Below are 19,369 nucleotides of genomic sequence, written 5' to 3' on the forward strand. Positions count from 1 at the left end.
TCAGTCCAACCGCACACGCGGATCGGCGATCGTGTAAGAAATATCGGTCAGCAGCAATCCTATGATGTACAACACCGCACCTAGGAAGACCATTGCCCGAACGATGGCGAAATCCTGGTTGTTGATCGCATCGATCGTGTAGCTGCCGAGGCCGGGAATCCCGAAGAACGACTCGGTCAACAGACTGCCGATGAACAACAGCGGCAACACCACGACCACGCCGGTCAGGATCGGAATCAACGCGTTGCGCAACACGTGCTTGAAAAGCACCCAGTGCTCGGCCAGTCCCTTGGCGCGTGCGGAGCGCACATAGTCACGGTGTATCTCCTCCAAAAAAAGTGTTCGATACCAGCGCGTCCCGGAACCGATGCTCCCGATAACACCCACGACGACGGGCAGCACCAGAAACTTCCAGGCATGGATGCCGGTGTCGTAACCGGAAATCGGCACCAGATTGAGTAACTTGCCCACCAGGAACTGGCCGCCGATGATGTAGAACAGACTGGAAATCGACATCATGGCCACGCAGATCACCACGCCCCAGAAGTCGAGGTAAGTGGCACGAAAGAACGCCAGCAGCAGCGCAAACGTAATGTTGACCGCCAGCCCGACGATCAGTGTCGGCACCGCAATTGCCAGGCTTGGCCACATCCTCTGCGCAATGTCATGACTGATGTCGCGCCCACTGTCGGACTGACCGAACTCGAACAGGAACAACCGCAACGACTTCTCGAACAGAATGGTCTCGGTCAGAACGCCGGCACCTGACGCGGCCGGGTTGAACAACAGCGGTTTGGCATATCCATGCTCTTCTTTCCACGACTCGATCGCCTGATCGGTCACACGTTTTCCGCCCAGGTGCATGCGCGCCATGTCATCGGGAGAATTCACCACGAAAAACAGCACGAAAGTGAGTGCATTGACACCAATGAGGATGGGTATCGCATACAACAGGCGGCGAACGATGTACGCCGTCACAACGCACGTCTCCGTTCCCTGGCACGAAAACCCCGCACGGCCGGGACAATCGACACCAGCAATAGCAACACCAGGATACCAACGGGCCAAGCCACCGGCTGGTTCCACACACGTTGTGCCGCCGCACGCATGTCTCCGTCGATGCGTTTGTACTTGAGGGTGTTGTTCGCCATCAAATGCGGCTTTGCATTCCTGTACCAAGCGTGGTGCAGGCTGAACGCCTTGGGGAAAAAGCCGAACATCCACGGCGATTGTTCGCGCAGGATCTCGACCATCCTATCGATTGCCCGTTGGCGATGCGGTCCGTTCGGCAAATCTTTCATTTCCACGAACAGTGCATCGAACTCGTCGTTCGTGAAGTTCGCGGCGTTCTCGCCTTTCGACTTGACCTTCGCATTGGGACCGTACAACAGGAAGAAGAAATTTTCCGGGTCCGGGTAGTCGGCATTCCATCCCCAGCTGAATATCTGTGCCGTGCCGTTCAGCATCTTGTCCTGGAAACGGTTGTAATCCGTTGCACGGATCACCAATTCGATACCCAGCTTGGCCAACTGCTTGCGGTACCACTGCAGCATCGCCTTGCTGTCAGGTCCCGCCGCCGGCGTATCGTAGTTGAGGATCAGCGGTCCACCCGTTTTCGGATCACGGCCGTCGACGTAGCCCGCCCGGACCAGCAATTGCTTTGCATCGTCGATACTGCGGCGTTGCGCGCGACCGTCGCGCCAAACGTGGGTGACCGGATTGATGCCCGCTTCGCCATCCAGATATCCAAATATGCCTGGGGGAATCGGACCGAACGCGACCTCGCCGCGGCCGTTGCGGAAAATCGAGATGTACTCCTCGAAGTCCATCGCAATCGCGATTGCCTGACGTAGCAGGCGGGCACGCTCGCTGTCGCCGCCCACGACAGGATCAAGCATGTTGAAACCCGTGTAAAACACGGATGTCTCGACTGCGGTGCTCAGTTGAATGCCACGCTGTTTCATCTCCTCGGTCAGGCTTGCCTCACCCCCGCTGCCGAACTGTACCGCCTGATCGAAGCTGTCCGACCCGATGCCAGAATTGTCGTAGTAACCCTGCAGGAACTTGTTCCAACGCGGTATCGCTTCGTTTTCAAGCGAGTAGACCGCCTTGTCGATGAACGGGATGGTTCTACCCGCATCATCCAGCAGTCCCTCGGCCTTATCGGCCACGGACCCGTCGTCCGGATAGACCTCGCCGTGGAAGTTCGGATTACGCTGCAGCACCATGCGCAGATTTGGATTGTTCTCGGTCAACATGAAGGGGCCGGTGCCGATCGGATACCAATTGAGATTGATGTTTTTTTCGTTCAATCCCGGCTGCAGATAGAACCGTTCCGCCTCCCACGGCATGGGCGCAAAGAAATTCATCGCCAACCAGAACACGAACTGCGGATATTTTTTTTCGACTCGGATTCGAAAGCTGTACCGGTCAATCTCCGTCACGCCTTCCATCGGGAAATCGCGCAGATCGACCCAGGACCGGGTTCCGGCATCGTCGTTGGATGCGGCGGATTTCAATTTCGCGGCTTTGGCGAATTCCGAAAATCCACGGATATGCTCTCCCATGAGACTTGCGATCGGCGAATGATTTGCCGGAAACGCCAGGCGTTTGATCTGGTAGATGTAGTCGGCGGCGACCAGTTCCCGCGAACCGGTCTGACGGAAATCGGCAAGCGAATTCACCCTGCCGAGGGTTTGCGCATCCAGCGGCCAATAAGCCGGGCTGCCATCCTCGCGGACCGCGAACGCCGGGTGCGGCTGATAGCGGATACCCGGTTTGATCTGCAATACATAGTCGGTAAACGCAACCTCGGACGCAGGCGCGTCCTCGTCGAGCGTAGAACCGTCATGCCCGACATACCGCACCTCCGGCATTGCAGCGGCCGTCAACGGCACCAGCGCGTACGGTCGACGCAGAAAATGGTATTGCAGCGGTGGCTCGTAGACCTGAGAAATGAATGCCCATTCGTTGGCGCTGTATGAACGCGCCGGATCGAAGTGCTTGGGACGCTCTGAGAAGCTGCTGAAGAAAACAGCTTTGCGAGCCTCCCCGGCGCGATAGGGATCATTCCAGGCCTCCCCCGTGCAGCCGCTCAGCAACGCCGCAGCAAGCATTGCCAAGCCTCCCGCCCGGAATCGCCGCGAAGCACCTAATGCTTTGAATACAAGGTAGATTTCGGTTAACGTACGCGCCATTCTTTACGACTGATTCTCGCTGCGACCCCGGAAAAGACAATGCGCCATCCGATGATGTCACCCTGGCGCATTCCTGTCAGCCGATACGTACTGCGTAGTGAGACACGAACCTGCTTGGCTGCCAGCCGAAAACAACCGTGAGGGTGGATATGGGATTTCTACAAGACAAACGCGTACTCATCGTAGGCGTCGCCAGCAATCGATCGATCGCGTACGGTGTCGCTGCCGCGATGCACCGTGAGGGCGCTCAACTCGCCTTCACCTACCAGGGGGACAAGCTCCGGGATCGCGTAACCGGTTTTGCCTCAGAGTTCGAATCGGACATCGTGTTGCCGATGGACGTCACCAGCGACCAAGAGATCGCCGACGTCTTCGCGGCGCTCGCACAACGTTGGGACGGACTCGACTGCCTGGTACATTCGGTCGGTTTTGCGCCGAAGGATCAGCTGGAAGGCAGCTACATCGATGCCGTCACCCGCGAAGGTTTCCGCGTCGCCCATGACATCAGTGCATACAGTCTCGCAGCGCTCGCCAAGGCAGGCCGCAATATGATGCAGGGCCGCAACGGGGCGATCATCACGATGAGCTATCTGGGTGCGGTACGCACGGTTCCGAACTACAACGTGATGGGTGTCGCGAAGGCCTCGCTGGAAGCCAACGTTCGCTACCTGGCCGACTCTTTGGGACCGGAGGGGACCCGGGTGAACGCCATCTCTGCCGGCCCGATCAGAACGCTGGCCGCATCGGGAATCAGTGGTTTTCGTGGCATGCTGGCGGAGGCCGAACAGAAAACGCCTTTGCGGCGGAATGTGACGATCGACGAAGTCGGCAATGCCGCCGCGTTCCTGTGCTCGGATCTCGCATCGGGCATCACCGGAGACGTCTTGTATGTCGACTCCGGTTATCACATCCTGGGTATGGCCTGATCCACAGGTCAACGGGGCAAGCGGCCGGCAGGTCGCTTGCCCGGCGACGCGCTACCCATCACTCCTCGATGGGTTTGATCTCGATATCCGCGCGACCGCGCAGGTCACGGGTGACGTAACTCATCTGCGCGTTCCCGGCCTGGCTCATCATCTGCTGCCCGAGCATAGGCTTCTCCACGTCAGAAACCGCATCCATCCGGCCGCCTTCCACCGCCGCGATCTCGATCAGGAAATAGTCGCCATCGGGTGACGCGGCGCCGACGAAGGCAGACTTGCCTCCTGCAGGCGGCGACAGCGAAAACGCGGCTGACAGCACCTCGCCCGGCACCTTGGTATCACGCCGGCCGATCGAACCGGCCTGCTCGACCGACCACCCTTTCGCAGCGGCCGCATCGGCGAGAACGACATCTCCGGAGCGCAGCTGCGCGAGCAACCGATCGCCCTCTGCCGCTGCCGCCTGGATCTCCCGTTCTCGCCTGAAGTCCCGTTCGATCGCCGTCTTGTTGTCGTCGAACGACTTGACGCCTTCCGGCTCGTGTTCGACGACCCGCACGACGGCTGCCTGTTGCGGCCCCAGTTCCATCAGTTCGCTGTTGTGCCCGTCGTTCAGCACATCATCGGAGAAGGCCGCGTCGCGCACCTTCGGCGACGACAGTGGCTCTTGAAGGCCCCCGGACCGCGTCAGCCAGTCCGATGTCTGAATCTCCAGGCCGAGGGCTTCAGCAGCTGGAGCGAGGCTGGCGGAGTCTTCATACGCGGTCTGCGCGAGACGTTCCGCATAGTCGAAGTACAAGGATTCGGCCTCGAACTTGCGATAAGCCCGATCGACCTTTTCACGGACGTCGTCGAAGCCAGCCTTGGAGCCGCCGCGAATGTCCGTCACCTCGACCAGATGGAACCCGAACTCGGTGCGCACCGGCTCGGTGACCACCCCGGGCGCGGCGGCGAATGCCGCTTCCTCGAACTCCGGCACCATGACGCCACGTTCGACCCAGCCCAGGTCGCCGCCGTTCTGTGCGGAGCCCGGGTCGGCGGATTTCTCGCGTGCCAGCGCGGCGAAATCGGCACCGCCACGCAGCTGGCCGAGCAGGCCCAGCGCTTCCTGCCGGGCGGTCTCCACCGCGGCATCATCGGCACCCGGGGGGACGGCAATCAGGATGTGCCGCATCGCACGTTCCTCGGGGGCGACGAACTCCGCCTTGTGGTCGGCGTAGTACTGACGCAACGCTTCGTCGCTCACCTTGACCAGTGCGCTCAGGCGTTCGGCGTCGAGCAAAAGGTATTCGAGCTTGACGCGCTCGGGCGTCCGGTAACGATCGATGTTCGCGTCGTAAAAGGCGCGCAACTCCGCCTCTTTGACCTCGACCGAACCCGCAAAATCGGCGGCCGGAATGCGCGCAAAGCTCACACTGCGCTTCTCGTTGCGCAAGCGCACGAACGCCTGCATATCGGCATCGGTCACGAACGCCGTATCACGCACCCCGCTGCGCAACTGTCCCAGGGCCATATCCTGGCGAATGCGGGCCTCAAACCCTGCGCGGCTCATCCCCTGATTGCGCACTGTCGCGTCGTACAGATCCTGGTCGAATCTTCCGTCGCGCTGGAAGACCGGGACGGATCCGATGAAGGCCCTGGCCTGGGCGTCACTGGTGCGCAGATTCCATGCCGCGGCATTGTTGGTCAGTACCATTTCCTCGACCATCGCATCGAGGACACTGGACTTTATCTTCTTGGCGTCCAGCAAACCTGCAGCATAGTCGTCACCCAGCTGCTGACGCAGATTCTCGCGAAAATCGCGAGTGCGCTCGTCAAGCATGCGTTGCGTGATCTTGTCTCCGTCGACGACTGCGACTTCGGGCTCACCGCCGACACCGAGGTATTCCTGGATACCCCAGAGTGCGAACGGAATACTGATCAATACGACAATTGCCCAGGCAATCCAGCCCTGAGCTTTTTCTCTAATGGCCTGAAGCATGGTTGTTGAATCTGTAGGATTGGCTGCAAAGTGAAACGGGGCATCGAATGATACCCCGTTTGGCACTAGATATGGCGGAGTGGACGGGGCTCGAACCCGCGACCCCCGGCGTGACAGGCCGGTATTCTAACCAACTGAACTACCACTCCGAACTTCATCTTTGGTGGGTGCTGCAGGGATCGAACCTGCGACCCTCGCCTTGTAAGGGCGATGCTCTCCCAGCTGAGCTAAGCACCCGGTTGGGAGGCGCGCTAGTTTACAGCGTCCTTGAACGCTTTGCCAGCCTTAAATGCAGGCGCCTTCGACGCCGCGATCTCGATGGTGCCGCCGGTTTTCGGATTGCGCCCGGTCCGCGCTGCGCGCTCGCGCAGCAGGAAGGTGCCGAAGCCGACGATCGATACCGCGTCATTGTTTTTCACCGATTGGGTGATCGCATCGATCAAGCCATCCAACGCTCGCCCCGCTGCGGCCTTGGAGATGTCAGCGGAATCGGCCATTGCCTCGATCAGATCAGATTTGTTCATTCGAACGGTGCCCCCTTGATGGATGTTTCAACCGCATTTCTTGTCGGCTGCAGTATGGTGGAAATGAAGCTGCCGGTGGGTAAGAAATTCAAAGCGGGCCGCTTTATAGCAGCCGCGAAAATGAGGTGTCAAGCGAGCGCCGCCGCCCCATTGGCGGCGCCCGACTGAGACATTCTTCTACCAGTGTTGGCGACAGGTTTCAATGATGGCGCAACGCATCATTGGCGTCCTCCGATTTTTCTTCTTTGCTTTCAGCCGCCTTCACATCATTCGCGTCTTTAGGAGGACGCGGTTTTGGCCGATCAGCCAATGCGACCTCCAGCACTTCATCGATCCAGCGCACCGGTCGGATGTCGAGATTCTGTTTGATGTTCTTCGGGATCTCGACGAGATCACGCTCATTCTCTTCGGGAATGATGACGGTCTGGATGCCACCTCGGTGGGCTGCCAGCAACTTCTCTTTAAGTCCGCCGATCGGCAGCACTTCGCCACGTAACGTAATCTCTCCGGTCATTGCGACGTCAGCACGCACCGCAATACCCGTAAGCGCCGAGGCCAGCGACGTCGCCATGCCGATACCGGCACTCGGTCCGTCTTTCGGTGTGGCGCCTTCCGGTACATGGATATGCACGTCGATACGCTGGTAGAAGTCGTCGTCGAGCCCCAACGCGGCAGCGCGGCTACGCACCACCGTCATCGCCGCTTGAATCGATTCTTTCATCACATCGCCGAGTTGCCCGGTGTGCGTCAGTCGACCTTTGCCCGGTGTCAATGCCGTCTCGATGCGCAACAACTCGCCGCCGACCTCGGTCCAGGCAAGACCGGTGACCTGTCCAACCTGGTCGTGCTCGTCGGCACGGCCGTAACGAAAACGCTTGACCCCCAGATACTTCTCCAGGTTTTTCGGCGTCACCGTGACATTTTTTCCGTGGCGCTGTTCCAGCAGGACGTCCTTGACGACCTTGCGGCAGATCTTGGATATCTCGCGCTCGAGGTTCCTGACACCAGCTTCTCGCGTGTAATAGCGCACGATGTCGCGCAACGCGGTCTCACGAATCGTCAGCTCGTTTTCCTGCAGGCCGTTGTTCTTGATCTGTTTCGGCACCAGATAATTTTGAGCGATGCTGACCTTCTCATCTTCGGTGTAACCCGACAGACGAATGACCTCCATGCGGTCGAGCAGCGCTGGTGGGATGTTCATGCTGTTGGCAGTCGCAACGAACATGACCTCGGACAAATCGAAATCGACTTCCAGATAGTGGTCCTGGAAGGTGTGGTTCTGCTCCGGATCGAGCACTTCGAGCAATGCGGATGCCGGGTCCCCCCGGAAATCCATTGCCATCTTGTCGATCTCATCGAGCAGGAAGAACGGATTCTTGGTACCTGCTTTGGTCAGGTTCTGAACGATCTTGCCCGGCATCGCACCGATGTAGGTGCGTCGATGACCACGGATCTCGGCTTCGTCACGCACCCCACCCAAGGCCATGCGGATGAACTTGCGGTTGGTGGCGCGTGCAATCGACTGGCCCAAAGAGGTCTTGCCGACACCCGGCGGCCCGACGAGACACAGAATGGGTCCCTTCAGCTTGCGCACGCGCTGCTGCACGGCGAGATACTCGAGTATCCGCTCCTTGACCTTTTCCAGCCCGAAGTGGTCTGTATCCAGCACCTCTTCGGCCTTCGCGATGTCGTTCCTGACCTTGGTGCGTTTCTTCCAGGGGACGTTGACCAGCGCGTCCACGTAATTGCGCACGACGGTCGCCTCGGCCGACATCGGCGACATCAGCTTCAACTTGTTGAGTTCCGCAGTGGCCTTGTTCTTGGCCTCCTTGCTCATCCCCGCCTTCTCGATCTTGTGCGCAAGTTCCTCGAGTTCGTTCGGCGCATCGTCCAGCTCCCCGAGTTCCTTCTGAATGGCCTTCATCTGCTCATTCAGGTAGTACTCGCGCTGGTTCTTTTCCATCTGCCGCTTGACCCTGCCGCGAATACGCTTCTCCATCTGCAGGATGTCGTTTTCGCCTTCCATCAAAGCCATCAGATGCTCGAGCCGTTCGCGGACGTTGAACATCTCGAGCACGTGTTGCTTTTCATCGAGCTTCAGCGCCATATGCGCTGCCATCGTATCGGCGAGGCGTGACGGCTCGTCGATGCTGGCCAGCGAGGTCAGCACTTCGGGCGGCACCTTCTTGTTCAGCTTCACGTACTGGTCGAACAGCGCGGTCGCGGAGCGCATCAGCACTTCCATCTCGCGTTCGGGTAATTCGATGACGTCTTCCGCCGGGTCTATCTCCGCCGTGAAGTATTTCTCCGCCGCGGCGATCTCCCTGATCGACGCCCGTTCGCCACCTTCGACCAGCACCTTGACGGTGCCGTCCGGCAGTTTGAGCAACTGCAGGATACTGGCGAGCGTTCCAATGTTGTACATATCGGCAGGCTCTGGCTCATCGACATCCGCACTGGTCTGCGCCACCAGCAGGATCTGTTTGTTGTCCGCCATAGCGGCGTCCAACGCACGGATCGACTTTTCGCGACCTACGAACAGCGGAATGACCATGTGGGGGTAGACGACGACGTCACGCAGCGGGAGGACCGGGATGGCACTCGGCTGTTCATCGCGCACGCTGATTGCAGAATCTTCCTGTCCCATCGATTTCCTCCGTCGCCGCCCGTCAGGCGGTGTCAAAACTGGCACACAGGCTGCCGAGGAAAATACCGGGTCCCCGACCCCAGCAAGATGCGGCTCGGGCGACAAAAATTCAACCAGTGAAATGCCGCGTATTCCTCTTTCCGGCCACGACCCGGCGGATGCAGCGCCCCGGGGAACCGTCTAACGCGAATCCGCGGGCGTACCAGATCCCGCGGTGTCAACGACACCGTGATGCGGCACCCATTGCGAGGTGCCGTCAGTCCGAGGCGGCCAACTGACGCGGTTCGGACCCGCCGAAGATCATGTAGGGCGCAGAATCCCCAGTGATCACGGCTTCGTCCACGACGACCTTGGTGACGTCGTCCAGCGACGGAAGGTCGTACATGGTATCGAGCAGGACATGCTCGAGAATCGTCCGCAGACCGCGCGCACCGGTCTTGCGCTCCATCGCCTTGCGGGCGATTGCACGCAGTGCGTCTTCACGCACCTCGAGCTCGGCACCCTCCATCTCGAACAGGCGTTCGTACTGCTTGATGAGTGCGTTGCGCGGTTCGGTCAAGATCTTCACCAACGCTTCTTCGTCGAGTTCCTCTAACGTCGCGACAACCGGCAGACGCCCGACGAACTCCGGAATCAGGCCGTAGCGGATCAGGTCTTCCGGCTCCACGTTGCTCAGAATCTCGCCGACTTTGCGCTTGTCGTCCCTACTGCGTACTTCGGCCGAGAAACCGATGCCACCTTTTTCCGAACGGTCGCGGATGACCTTGTCGAGCCCGGCGAATGCGCCGCCGACGATGAACAGGATGTTCGAGGTGTCGACCTGCAGAAACTCTTGTTGCGGGTGTTTTCGGCCACCCTGCGGCGGCACTGACGCGATGGTCCCCTCGATCAGCTTGAGTAGCGCCTGCTGCACGCCCTCCCCGGAAACGTCGCGAGTAATCGACGGGTTGTCCGACTTCCGCGAAATCTTGTCGATCTCGTCGATGTAAACGATGCCGGTCTGCGCCTTTTCGACGTCATAGTCGCACTTCTGCAGCAGCTTCTGGATGATGTTCTCGACATCCTCACCGACGTACCCAGCCTCCGTGAGCGTGGTCGCATCGGCGATCGTGAACGGGACGTTGAGCATCCGGGCCAGGGTTTCGGCCAGCAGGGTCTTGCCCGATCCGGTCGGGCCGATGAGCAGGATATTGCTCTTGGCAATCTCGACCTCGTCCTTCTTACCCTTGGCCTCCAGCCGCTTGTAGTGGTTATAGACGGCAACCGAAAGCACCTTTTTGGCACGCATCTGTCCGATCACGTACTGATCCAGGGTGCCATTGATCTCTTGAGGGATCGGCAACTTGTCGGACGTCTGGCCGACACTCTCCTGCATCTCCTCACGGATGATGTCGTTGCAGAGTTCGACGCACTCGTCACAAATGAACACCGACGGTCCGGCGATCAGCTTCCGCACTTCGTGCTGGCTCTTACCGCAGAACGAGCAGTAGAGCAGTTTGCCGTCGTCGCCTTTGCCGTGCTTCTTGTCGTCGCTCATAGTCGCTTACCCTGTACCGCGCAACTGCCCGTCAGATTGCGCCCTGCCGGTTTTTGCACCCTCAAGATCTCATAATATCCGAATGCCTTCGGATAACAAGCCACCTGATTTGCGCGGCAATCCGCGACCTTACTGGTCGCGCGGCGGCCGCCTGTCCAGTACCTGATCGACCAACCCGTAGGCGACCGATTGCTCGCCGCTCATAAAATTGTCGCGGTCGGTGTCTTGCTCGATACGTGCCAACTCCTGGCCCGTGTGGTGCGCCAGGATCTTGTTGAGCTTCTCGCGGATCAACAGGATCTCACGGGCATGAATCTCGATGTCTGTCGCCTGTCCCTGAAAGCCGCCCAGCGGCTGGTGAATCATGATCCGGGAATGCGGCAGGGCGTATCGCTTGCCCTTTTCGCCGCCCGCAAGCAGCAGCGCACCCATACTCGCCGCCTGGCCGATGCACATGGTCGTAACGTGCGGCCGAATGAACTGCATGGTGTCGTAGATCGCCAGGCCGGCAGTCACCGACCCACCCGGCGAGTTGATATACAAGTGCACGTCCTTGTCCGGATTCTCCGACTCGAGAAACAGCAACTGCGCAACGATCAGGTTCGCCATGTGATCTTCCACCGGGCCGACACAGAAGATCACGCGCTCCTTCAACAGCCGCGAGTAGATGTCGTAGGCGCGCTCACCCCGCGCGCTCTGCTCGACGACCATCGGTACCAGACCCAGACCCACAGGCTCAATTCGGTTCATAAGCTGAATATCGGAAGTTGATACGATTACTTGAAGCTACCTGCAAATCCCGGGCCCGGCAAGCAGCGGTTAAGCGGCGGCATCCATAACCTCAGAAAAAGTCTTATTTTCTTCGGCAACCTGCATTTGCCCCAGCGCCCAGTCGACGACCAGATTCTCGAGAACCAGGTTCTCGATCGATTTACGTGCATTGCTGTCACGCAGGTAATACTCGATCACCTCTTGAGGATTCTCGTACGATTCCGCGAACTCGCTCACGGTTTCGCGCAATTGCGCCTCGTCCGCCTCGAGTTGCTGGGTGCGAATGATCTCCGAGACCAACAGGCCAAGATGTACCCGCCGGCGCGCCTGGTCGGCGAACACGCTGGCCGGCAGATCGACGCTGGAGCGCTGACCGCGTTCCTGCATCTCCTGCACCATCTGCTGCTTCATGCGCTCCGATTCCTGGTCAATCAGCGCCTTGGGAATCTCCATCGGCTGCGCCGCAATCAATGCATCCATCACCCGTTCCTTGGTGATCGACCGCAGCTTCTGTTTCAGCTCGTGCCGCATGTTCTTGGTCACGTCGGTACGCAGCCCCTCGACGGTACCGTCTTCGACACCAAACGCCTTGACGAATTCCTGGTCAATCTCGGGCAGTTGCGCCTCCGCCACGCGCAGTACCTTGACTTCGAAGGTCGCGTCCTTGCCCGCGAGGTGCTGGGCCCGGTAATCATCCGGAAACTTGACGTTCAGCGAGCGCTGGTCGCCGGCCGCTGCACCCACCAGACCCGATTCAAAACCTTCGATCATTGCACCGGAGCCGAGCACCAGCGGTACATTGTCAGCCGAGCCGCCGTCGAACAGTTCGCCGTCGATCGATCCTTTGAAATCGATGTAGACCGTGTCTCCGTCCTGGGCCGCGCGCTCCACATCGTTCCAGACGGTGCGCTGCTTACGCAGCTTTTCGATCATCTCGTCGACATCGGCATCCGCCACCTCGGCGACGGTTCGGGTCACCGTCTGCCCGGACAGGTCGCCGATCTTGACCTCCGGAACGACCTCGAACACCGCGGTGTAACCCAGGCCGCCCTCTTCCCCGGACTCGCGCAATTCGATGCGCGGCTCGCCGGCGGGAGTCAGCTGCTGCTGGCTGGCGGCCTCGAACAGGGTCTCTTGGATCAATGCGCCGTAGGTCTCCTGGCGGACCTGTTCGCCGAACCGCTGTTTGATTGTGCGCATCGGGACCTTGCCCGGCCTAAACCCGTCGAGACGCACATGCCGCGCCAGGTCTTTGAGCCGCTTGTCCATCGCCGCGGCGACACGTTCCGCCGGCAGGTCGACCATCAGGCGTTTTTCGAGTCCCTCACCCGATTCCACAGAAACTTGCATTCGATTTCACCCCGGCAGATCGGTCTGCCTGTTCAATTTAGTCGTCGATTGGCGCCTGCCGGATCATGAACAAACGGCAGACGTGATGCGCTTTGGTGCGAAAGGAGAGACTCGAACTCTCACGGGTTGCCCCACTGGAACCTAAATCCAGCGCGTCTACCGGTTCCGCCACTTTCGCGAGGCCACTGCAAACCGTGCATTATAACTGCACAAGAGAACGGGATACAGCCCGCCGGCGCACCGAGGGGGCGCCGGCCGAAACGCCGTTTCCGGAAAGATTTCAAGCAACTGCGCGCGCCGGCGCAGGTCGGCCGGGCGGTTCAGATCACCTTGGAAAACCGGGTTGTCTGACCGTCCGCGTCGAGATAGCGGTCGAACACCATGCAGATGTTGCGAATCAGCAGCCGACCGACCGGCAGGACGTCGACGCGATCGCCCGAGAACGCGATCAGGCCGTCGTCGGCCATGACCTCGAGTCGCTTGATCTCGGCGGCGAAATACCGGTCGAACTGGATATCCCAGGCTGCCGAGACCTGCCCGAAGTCGAGCGAGAAATTGCAGATCAGGTCCGTGATGACCGCACGCCGCAACCGGTCGTCTCGGCTCAGTTCGATACCTCGAAACACCGCCAGTTCGCCGGCGTCAATCCGTGCGTAGTATTCGTCCAGGGTTCGAACGTTCTGAGCGTAGGTATCGCCGACCATTCCGATCGATGTGACACCGATTGCCACCAGGTCGCAGTCGGCATGCGTCGAGTAACCCTGGAAATTTCGGTAAAGATGGCCTTCACGCTGCGCCACGGCGAGCTCGTCGTCCGGGCGCGCAAAGTGATCCATACCGATGTAGACATACCCGGCGTCGGCCAGATGCTGACCGGCGCGCTGCAGGATATCCAGCTTCTGGTCCGGCGACGGCAGTTCCGATTCATTGATCCGGCGCTGCGGCTTGAAACGCTCCGGCAGGTGCGCGTAATTGAACACCGACAGGCGATCCGGCGCGGCCTCGATGACCCGGTCCAATGTGTCGATGAACGAATCCGGCGTCTGTAGAGGCAGGCCGTAGATCAGATCGACGCTGATGGATCGAAAACCCTCGTGGCGCGCGGCGCTGAGCGCGCCGAATGTCTGTTCGGCGGTCTGGATCCTGTTCACCGCCTTCTGCACGCGCGGATCGAGGTCCTGCAGCCCGAGGCTCATCCGATTGAAACCGATCTCGCGCAACAACCCGATCGTTTCCGGCGTGACCTCGCGGGGATCGATCTCGATCGAATACTCGCCACTGTCGTCGTCGCGCAATTGAAAGTGGCGACCCGTGACTGCCATCAGTTCGCGCATCTGCTGGGCACTGATAAATGTCGGTGTGCCACCACCCCAGTGCAGCTGATCGATAGGCCGGCCCCGGTCGAACAACGCCGCCTGCATCTCGATCTCACGATGCATCCGATCGAGGTAGGGTTGCGCCCGACCCCGGTCCTTGGTCACGACCTTGTTGCAGGCACAGTAGAAACAGACAGTGTCGCAGAACGGCAGGTGAAAATAGAGCGAAAGCGGCCGACCGCTGGCGTTGCTGGCGGCGGCCGCATCCCGGTATTGCGCATTGCCGAAGCCGTCGTGAAACTGCACCGCGGTGGGATACGAGGTGTAGCGCGGGCCGGACTGGTCATACCGACGAATGAGATCGTGATCGAGAATGAGAGTCTGTTGCATTGTGGGCACCCTATCTGCCTGCCGTCCGCCCGACGCACCGGTCAATCCTCATCGGGGACGTCCAGGCCTTTGCGGTGGGTCTCGTTGATCTGTTTCAGCAACGTATGAAAAGGAATCTGATCCTCGTGCCTACGCAGTACCTCCATGAACAGCAGATCCTCCCTGCCGAACTGGTAGGTGCCTCCTAGCATCGCATCGTAGACCTGTTTGACTCCCTCTTCGAGGGGTTCGATAAACGCCGGGAACCGCTGGAGGTCTTCCATTTCGTACAACAGGCAATCTTTCAGGTCGGTCACCTCGAACATCGCCTGCTTGACCCATTCCGCATACTCATCGGGCGTACGCGCCCTGCGCAGACTCATTCCTCACCCTCCTCGAAGACCTCGCGAAATTCCTCCAACTGTTCCGCTGTCAGAAGAAATACACCATCGCCGCCGCGTTCGAAATCCAGCCACAAAAACGGAACGTCGGGATACCGCGCCATCAACAGATCGGCGCTTGCCCCGACTTCGACGACCATGATACCACCGGGCCGCAGGTAGTCGGCGCCCCCCGCAAGGATGCGTGACACCACGTCCATCCCGTCCTCGCCCGCCTCCAGGGCCAATGCGGGCTCATGTCGGTATTCCGCGGGCAGCCCCTCCATTTCCGCCCGGCTGACATAGGGCGGATTGCTGACAATCAGGTCATAGCGCTCGCCGTCCAGTCCGTCGTATACGTCCGCACGCAGCGCCCTTACCCTGGCCTCCAGGCGATGTCGCTCGATATTCCGCACGGCGACGTCGAGCGCTGCGGGCGAAACATCGCTCAGGTCAACCAATGCATCGGCAAATGCGTATGCGCACGCAATTCCAATGCAACCGCTGCCACAGCACAGATCGAGCACGCTTCCGACCTGATCGTCTTCCAGCCAGGGCGCAAACCGCTCGCCGATCAATTCGGCAATCGGTGAACGCGGAATCAGCACGTTCCTGTCGACGAAAAAGTCCAGACCCGCAAAACGCATCTCACCGATCAGGTACGCGGCCGGCACGCGGCGTTCTATGCGCGCCTGAAACAACTGCATGATCTCGTCGGCCTCGTCCGTCGTCACCCGTGCGTCGAGATAACCGTCCGGCATTTCGTGTCCGAGGTGCAGCACATGCAGGACCAGGGCCAGCGCCTCGTCCAGCGCATTGTCCGTACCATGACCGAAATGTAACCCGGCCTCGTTGAATCGGCTCGCCCCCCAGCGCACCCAGTCGCGCAGCGTCAACAGCGCGTTCGCGCCCGGATCTCGCATCTTCCCGTCTCCCCTCGCACGGTCGCACCCAACTCGCTCGGAACTGCGGACAGGCCCCGAAGTCGCGTCGTCCGCCGCGGCTCTACTATAGTCGCACTGGGAGTCTCGCTGGCAAGGCCGGCGTCGACCGTCTCCATCAGCCACACGCCGCCAGTAGAGATCCGAAACGCGAGACTCCCGGAGTGCCGAGAATCCATCATTCACTGAAATTCCAGATCGGCGTCGCCATCTCGCTGCTGACCACGCTGTTCGCGGCGTCGACCCTCTACTCGCTGCACGTCATCGACCAGCAGCAGGCCGACGATGCCCTTGTGCGCCTGGCCGGCAGGTTGCAGTTCAACCAGCAGCAACTGACGGTGCAGGCGATGCGCTATCAGGAGAATGCGCCACGCGACTACCCGAGCTACAACCGCGATCTGCGCCTGTATTTCGAAGACCTGAAGAACACGCGCGCCAAACTGACAGAGGCGATCGAGGCCTTCGCCGCCAATCGTTTCGACGTTTCGCTCACCGGCGATTCCATGGCCATGCCTCCGCGTTTGCCAGCGCGTTCCCATGCGATCGCAGGCGAGCTCGCCGAGACCTGGAACGACTTCTCGCGGAAGCTGGACGAAAAGATAGGACCGGATCTGGACGAACCGCGTCTCGAATGGGCGGCCCAGTGGATCTCCGAAAACGATGCGGCACTTGAATCGATCGCACAGCGCCTGTCGGGTACGCTGCGGAATGACGTCGCCGACCGAGCGGCACGGGCCAACCTGATCAACCGCTCGCTGTTGCTGAGCGCGCTACTGGTCGCGTTAGGCACTGCATGGTGGTTCTACAGGCGCGTGCTCGCCCCACTGACGGCGGCCGTCGACGGATTCAAACAGGTCGCCAATGGCGATTTCGCGCACAAGGTGCCGATCTCCCACGACAACGAGATCGGCTGGCTGGCACAGTCCTTCAACCATCTGTCGGATCGCATGGATGCGCTGCGCAAGCTGCTGACCCGGCTCGAACAGGGTGCCGATCTCGAGGCGACGTTGCGCACTTTGTCGGAACTGCTGCCGCCACTGATCCCGGTCGACTGGATTGGCGTGTTGGTGCGCGGGCCGGACGGCTTGATTCACCTTGAGATGGCATTCAGCGACGGGCGCCCTGATACCGTTGGCTCGCTCAGTTTCGAACCTGACCGGACCCTGCTGGAGGAATGCATCAATAGCCGGGAACCGCTCCATATCCCCGACGTCCGCGAGATGGCCACGCTCTCTCCAAGCTACGTATTCCTGCAGCGCCTGGCCGACCGCGGGCGGCGCGACGCGATCATGCTGCCGATCGGCGGCGGTGCAGCGATCCAGGGCGTCGCGGTGTTCGCCAGCCGTTATCCGAACAATTTCCGCAGCGAGCATCTCGCGTTGCTGCGCAATCTGGGCGTCCTGCTCGGCATCAGTCTGGGCCGCACGATCCAGTTGGTCGAAAGCAGCCGGCTGGCGACAATCGGCCAATTCGCTTCCGGGATCGCCCACGAGATCCGCAATCCGCTCGGCACGATCGGATTGGCGCTGGAGTACCTGCAGTCACTCGACGGCCTGCCCGATGCCGCAACCAAACGCCTGGCGATCGCCAGCGGCGAAGTCTCCAGACTCGAGCGTCTGTTGGCCGACATGCTGACGTATGCGAAACCACTCCCACTCTCCCGGCGCCCGGACGACCTCCCGGCACTGGTCGCGGAGACGGCGGCAACCGAGATGAGCGAGGCGCAACCGATCGAGGTACATGCGTCGGCCTGTCCGGCCGTCGCGATGGACCGTGACCGCATGCGCCAGGTGCTCTTGAACCTGCTGCACAACGCGCAGCATGCATCTCCGGAAGGGACTGCGGTACGGGTGCGGTGCGAGCCTGGCGTACCCGGCTGGGTGGAGGTACGTGTCAGCAACGCCGGCCCGCCCATTCCCGAGAAAATCATGGAACGGATCTTCGAACCCTTCGTCACGACCAAGGCCACCGGCACCGGTCTGGGACTCGCGATCGTCCACAGGATCGTTCGCGCCCATGCAGGTCAGATCAACCTCGTGACGGGGACGCCTGACGGCACCACGGTCACAGTGCGGCTGCCGACGGCACAAGGGGGTACGGAGGCTTCAGACGTCGCGGAGGCGCAGGACCGGATCCCCAGGTCGTCGACCTCCGCGTGATGCACGGTCACCCGTACGCGGTTGCGGCGCCGGGCGTCATCGCGCCGGTGCCGCAACCAAAAGCGATCGAGGTGTCAGGCGGCCTGGTGCTTGAGACCGACGACCTGTGACGCGGCCTTCTTCTCGCGCCGCGCAGCCTCGCGCATCTCACCGCGCTGCACGAGATCGTGCAAGGTGATGTCGCTGAGGAACACAAAGATCTGTTGGCTCAGATCGTCCCACAGGCTGTGCGTGAGGCAGCGCTGACCGTCCTGGCAATTCTGCCGACCTTTACAGCGCGTGAACTCGACCCATTCATCGACCGCGCAGATGATGTCGGCGATCGAGATCTCGTCCGATTCGCGACCCAGATAGTAGCCGCCCCCCGGTCCACGGACACCGCGCACAAGCCCCTTGCTACGCAGCGCAGCAAACAGCTGCTCGAGATACGACAGGGAGATGCCCTGGTTCTCGGAGATATCCGCAAGGGTCACAGGGCCCTGGGTACCGTTCAGCGCCAGGTCCAGCATGGCGGTAACGGCATAGCGTCCTTTGGTTGAGAGTCTCATGTTCGCATTCCTCGTGTGCTGCACCTGAAGTGCATTTACCTACTAATTTTCTCGGGTAAGAAGGTAGCAGTAACCCAGGAAAACAGTCAACATTTATTTTGAACAGATTCCGTCCGCTATGACCTGGACAGAATCTCGTTGCTACCCAAAGTAGACCGCCGCATGACCGGCATAGTTCAACCAACCCGCGACAAACCATTGCGGCGCCGACGGTTTTATCGATCAACTGAGGTCGCAGGCGGACCGATGCAGGCGGGTGACATCGTCGACGAACAGATGTCCCTGGCGGAGACAGAACGCAAGCCAGCGCGAGACGAACAGGTTGAGCCGCCACTTGTTGCGCAACCCCGGTGCCTCGTAGAGGCGGCGCGTCGGCAGCACTTGCTGACGCAGGTCCTCGACCTCGACCTGGCGAGCGTCGTGGTAGACGCGCAGCACCGCATCCGGTTCCGAGAGCCCATCGGCGTCATTCGCGAAACGGTAGGTCAGCCGCAACAGGGTCGTGTAGGGGGTCTGTTCGATGATGGTGAGGTGGAGATCCTGGTGGTCCGGACGCCTAGACCGGTGCTCACCACGCAGTCGCTTCAACTGGGGTACCAGACTGTGCAGATGCCGGTAATTTTCTTCGCACAGGTCGAGCAACCCCCCGACCGTTGGGTTGTCATCGAGCCAGTTATCGATAGGTGCGTTGTTCGGACGCTGCATCAACCTGACCTGCGGATATCAGGT

The 19,369-nt window shown here is 60.4% G+C and carries 15 protein-coding genes and 3 tRNA genes; 2 read left to right on the plus strand and 16 right to left on the minus strand.

Annotated elements, in window-relative coordinates:
* Both H6955_02170 and H6955_02175 read right to left on the minus strand, forming a co-directional pair.
* Complete coding sequence (locus tag H6955_02170) at nt 1-978, minus strand: ABC transporter permease (protein MCP5312334.1); 978 nt, start codon at nt 976-978, stop codon at nt 1-3.
* Nucleotides 975-3,116: an ABC transporter substrate-binding protein gene (locus H6955_02175; GenBank protein ID MCP5312335.1), complete on the minus strand. Its 2,142-nt coding sequence runs from the start codon at nt 3,114-3,116 to the stop codon at nt 975-977. Before H6955_02175 ends, H6955_02170 begins: the two co-directional genes overlap by 4 nt.
* Nucleotides 3,117-3,346: 230 nt before the next feature.
* Here H6955_02175 and H6955_02180 point away from each other — a divergent pair, with 230 nt between their 5' ends.
* The gene (locus tag H6955_02180; GenBank protein MCP5312336.1) at nt 3,347-4,123 is read left to right on the plus strand and encodes an enoyl-ACP reductase; all 777 of its coding nucleotides are present in this window, start codon (nt 3,347-3,349) and stop codon (nt 4,121-4,123) included.
* 58 nt (nt 4,124-4,181) lie between these two features.
* Here H6955_02180 and H6955_02185 read toward each other — a convergent pair whose 3' ends face one another.
* From H6955_02185 to prmB, 12 genes are all read right to left on the minus strand, one after another.
* The gene (locus H6955_02185) at nt 4,182-6,098 is read right to left on the minus strand and encodes a SurA N-terminal domain-containing protein (GenBank protein MCP5312337.1); all 1,917 of its coding nucleotides are present in this window, start codon (nt 6,096-6,098) and stop codon (nt 4,182-4,184) included.
* Between the two features lie 72 nt (nt 6,099-6,170).
* Nucleotides 6,171-6,247: transfer RNA gene (locus H6955_02190), tRNA-Asp, on the minus strand.
* Between the two features lie 12 nt (nt 6,248-6,259).
* Nucleotides 6,260-6,335: transfer RNA gene (locus tag H6955_02195), tRNA-Val, on the minus strand.
* A 14-nt stretch (nt 6,336-6,349) separates the two neighbouring features.
* Nucleotides 6,350-6,622, minus strand: a complete 273-nt coding sequence (locus H6955_02200) for an HU family DNA-binding protein (protein MCP5312338.1) — start codon at nt 6,620-6,622, stop codon at nt 6,350-6,352.
* A gap of 199 nt (nt 6,623-6,821) precedes the next feature.
* The gene (lon, locus tag H6955_02205; protein MCP5312339.1) at nt 6,822-9,269 is read right to left on the minus strand and encodes an endopeptidase La; all 2,448 of its coding nucleotides are present in this window, start codon (nt 9,267-9,269) and stop codon (nt 6,822-6,824) included.
* A gap of 256 nt (nt 9,270-9,525) precedes the next feature.
* Nucleotides 9,526-10,806, minus strand: coding sequence for an ATP-dependent Clp protease ATP-binding subunit ClpX (clpX, locus tag H6955_02210; protein ID MCP5312340.1), 1,281 nt, complete (start codon nt 10,804-10,806; stop codon nt 9,526-9,528).
* 129 nt (nt 10,807-10,935) lie between these two features.
* The gene (gene clpP, locus H6955_02215; protein MCP5312341.1) at nt 10,936-11,526 is read right to left on the minus strand and encodes an ATP-dependent Clp endopeptidase proteolytic subunit ClpP; all 591 of its coding nucleotides are present in this window, start codon (nt 11,524-11,526) and stop codon (nt 10,936-10,938) included.
* A gap of 99 nt (nt 11,527-11,625) precedes the next feature.
* Nucleotides 11,626-12,927 carry a trigger factor gene (locus H6955_02220; GenBank protein ID MCP5312342.1) on the minus strand — a complete coding sequence of 434 codons (1,302 nt, stop codon included), beginning with the start codon at nt 12,925-12,927 and terminating at the stop codon, nt 11,626-11,628.
* Between the two features lie 93 nt (nt 12,928-13,020).
* A tRNA-Leu gene (locus tag H6955_02225) sits at nt 13,021-13,105 on the minus strand.
* Nucleotides 13,106-13,247: 142 nt separating this feature from the next.
* On the minus strand, nt 13,248-14,633 hold the full coding sequence (gene hemN, locus H6955_02230) for an oxygen-independent coproporphyrinogen III oxidase (protein ID MCP5312343.1): 1,386 nt from the start codon (nt 14,631-14,633) through the stop codon (nt 13,248-13,250).
* Nucleotides 14,634-14,674: 41 nt separating this feature from the next.
* Complete coding sequence (locus tag H6955_02235) at nt 14,675-14,995, minus strand: general secretion pathway protein GspF (GenBank protein MCP5312344.1); 321 nt, start codon at nt 14,993-14,995, stop codon at nt 14,675-14,677.
* Nucleotides 14,992-15,915: a 50S ribosomal protein L3 N(5)-glutamine methyltransferase gene (prmB, locus tag H6955_02240; GenBank protein MCP5312345.1), complete on the minus strand. Its 924-nt coding sequence runs from the start codon at nt 15,913-15,915 to the stop codon at nt 14,992-14,994. Before prmB ends, H6955_02235 begins: the two co-directional genes overlap by 4 nt.
* 182 nt (nt 15,916-16,097) lie before the next feature.
* On the opposite strand from prmB, the gene H6955_02245 reads away from it, so the two are divergent.
* Nucleotides 16,098-18,092: a HAMP domain-containing protein gene (locus tag H6955_02245; GenBank protein MCP5312346.1), complete on the plus strand. Its 1,995-nt coding sequence runs from the start codon at nt 16,098-16,100 to the stop codon at nt 18,090-18,092.
* 74 nt (nt 18,093-18,166) lie between these two features.
* On the opposite strand, the gene H6955_02250 is transcribed toward H6955_02245, so the two are convergent.
* Together H6955_02250 and H6955_02255 are read right to left on the minus strand one after the other, a co-directional pair.
* Nucleotides 18,167-18,640 carry an Rrf2 family transcriptional regulator gene (locus tag H6955_02250; GenBank protein ID MCP5312347.1) on the minus strand — a complete coding sequence of 158 codons (474 nt, stop codon included), beginning with the start codon at nt 18,638-18,640 and terminating at the stop codon, nt 18,167-18,169.
* 222 nt (nt 18,641-18,862) lie between these two features.
* Nucleotides 18,863-19,345: a DUF1249 domain-containing protein gene (locus H6955_02255; protein MCP5312348.1), complete on the minus strand. Its 483-nt coding sequence runs from the start codon at nt 19,343-19,345 to the stop codon at nt 18,863-18,865.
* Between the last annotated feature and the right edge of the window lie 24 nt (nt 19,346-19,369).

This window comes from Chromatiaceae bacterium, from assembly GCA_024235395.1.
In the GTDB taxonomy this organism is placed as follows: domain Bacteria; phylum Pseudomonadota; class Gammaproteobacteria; order Chromatiales; family Chromatiaceae; genus Thiosocius.

What these genes read in the sequence shown, in the direction of transcription:
- H6955_02175 (MCP5312335.1), bottom strand. Translation starts at nt 3,116, where the DNA reads ATGCTTGCTGCGGCGTTGCTGAGCGGCTGCACGGGGGAGGCCTGGAAT.
- H6955_02180 (MCP5312336.1), top strand. Translation starts at nt 3,347, where the DNA reads ATGGGATTTCTACAAGACAAACGCGTACTCATCGTAGGCGTCGCCAGC.
- H6955_02185 (MCP5312337.1), bottom strand. Translation starts at nt 6,098, where the DNA reads ATGCTTCAGGCCATTAGAGAAAAAGCTCAGGGCTGGATTGCCTGGGCA.
- H6955_02200 (MCP5312338.1), bottom strand. Translation starts at nt 6,622, where the DNA reads ATGAACAAATCTGATCTGATCGAGGCAATGGCCGATTCCGCTGACATC.
- lon (MCP5312339.1), bottom strand. Translation starts at nt 9,269, where the DNA reads ATGGGACAGGAAGATTCTGCAATCAGCGTGCGCGATGAACAGCCGAGT.
- clpX (MCP5312340.1), bottom strand. Translation starts at nt 10,806, where the DNA reads ATGAGCGACGACAAGAAGCACGGCAAAGGCGACGACGGCAAACTGCTC.
- H6955_02220 (MCP5312342.1), bottom strand. Translation starts at nt 12,927, where the DNA reads ATGCAAGTTTCTGTGGAATCGGGTGAGGGACTCGAAAAACGCCTGATG.
- hemN (MCP5312343.1), bottom strand. Translation starts at nt 14,633, where the DNA reads ATGCAACAGACTCTCATTCTCGATCACGATCTCATTCGTCGGTATGAC.
- H6955_02235 (MCP5312344.1), bottom strand. Translation starts at nt 14,995, where the DNA reads ATGAGTCTGCGCAGGGCGCGTACGCCCGATGAGTATGCGGAATGGGTC.
- prmB (MCP5312345.1), bottom strand. Translation starts at nt 15,915, where the DNA reads ATGCGAGATCCGGGCGCGAACGCGCTGTTGACGCTGCGCGACTGGGTG.
- H6955_02250 (MCP5312347.1), bottom strand. Translation starts at nt 18,640, where the DNA reads ATGAGACTCTCAACCAAAGGACGCTATGCCGTTACCGCCATGCTGGAC.
- H6955_02255 (MCP5312348.1), bottom strand. Translation starts at nt 19,345, where the DNA reads ATGCAGCGTCCGAACAACGCACCTATCGATAACTGGCTCGATGACAAC.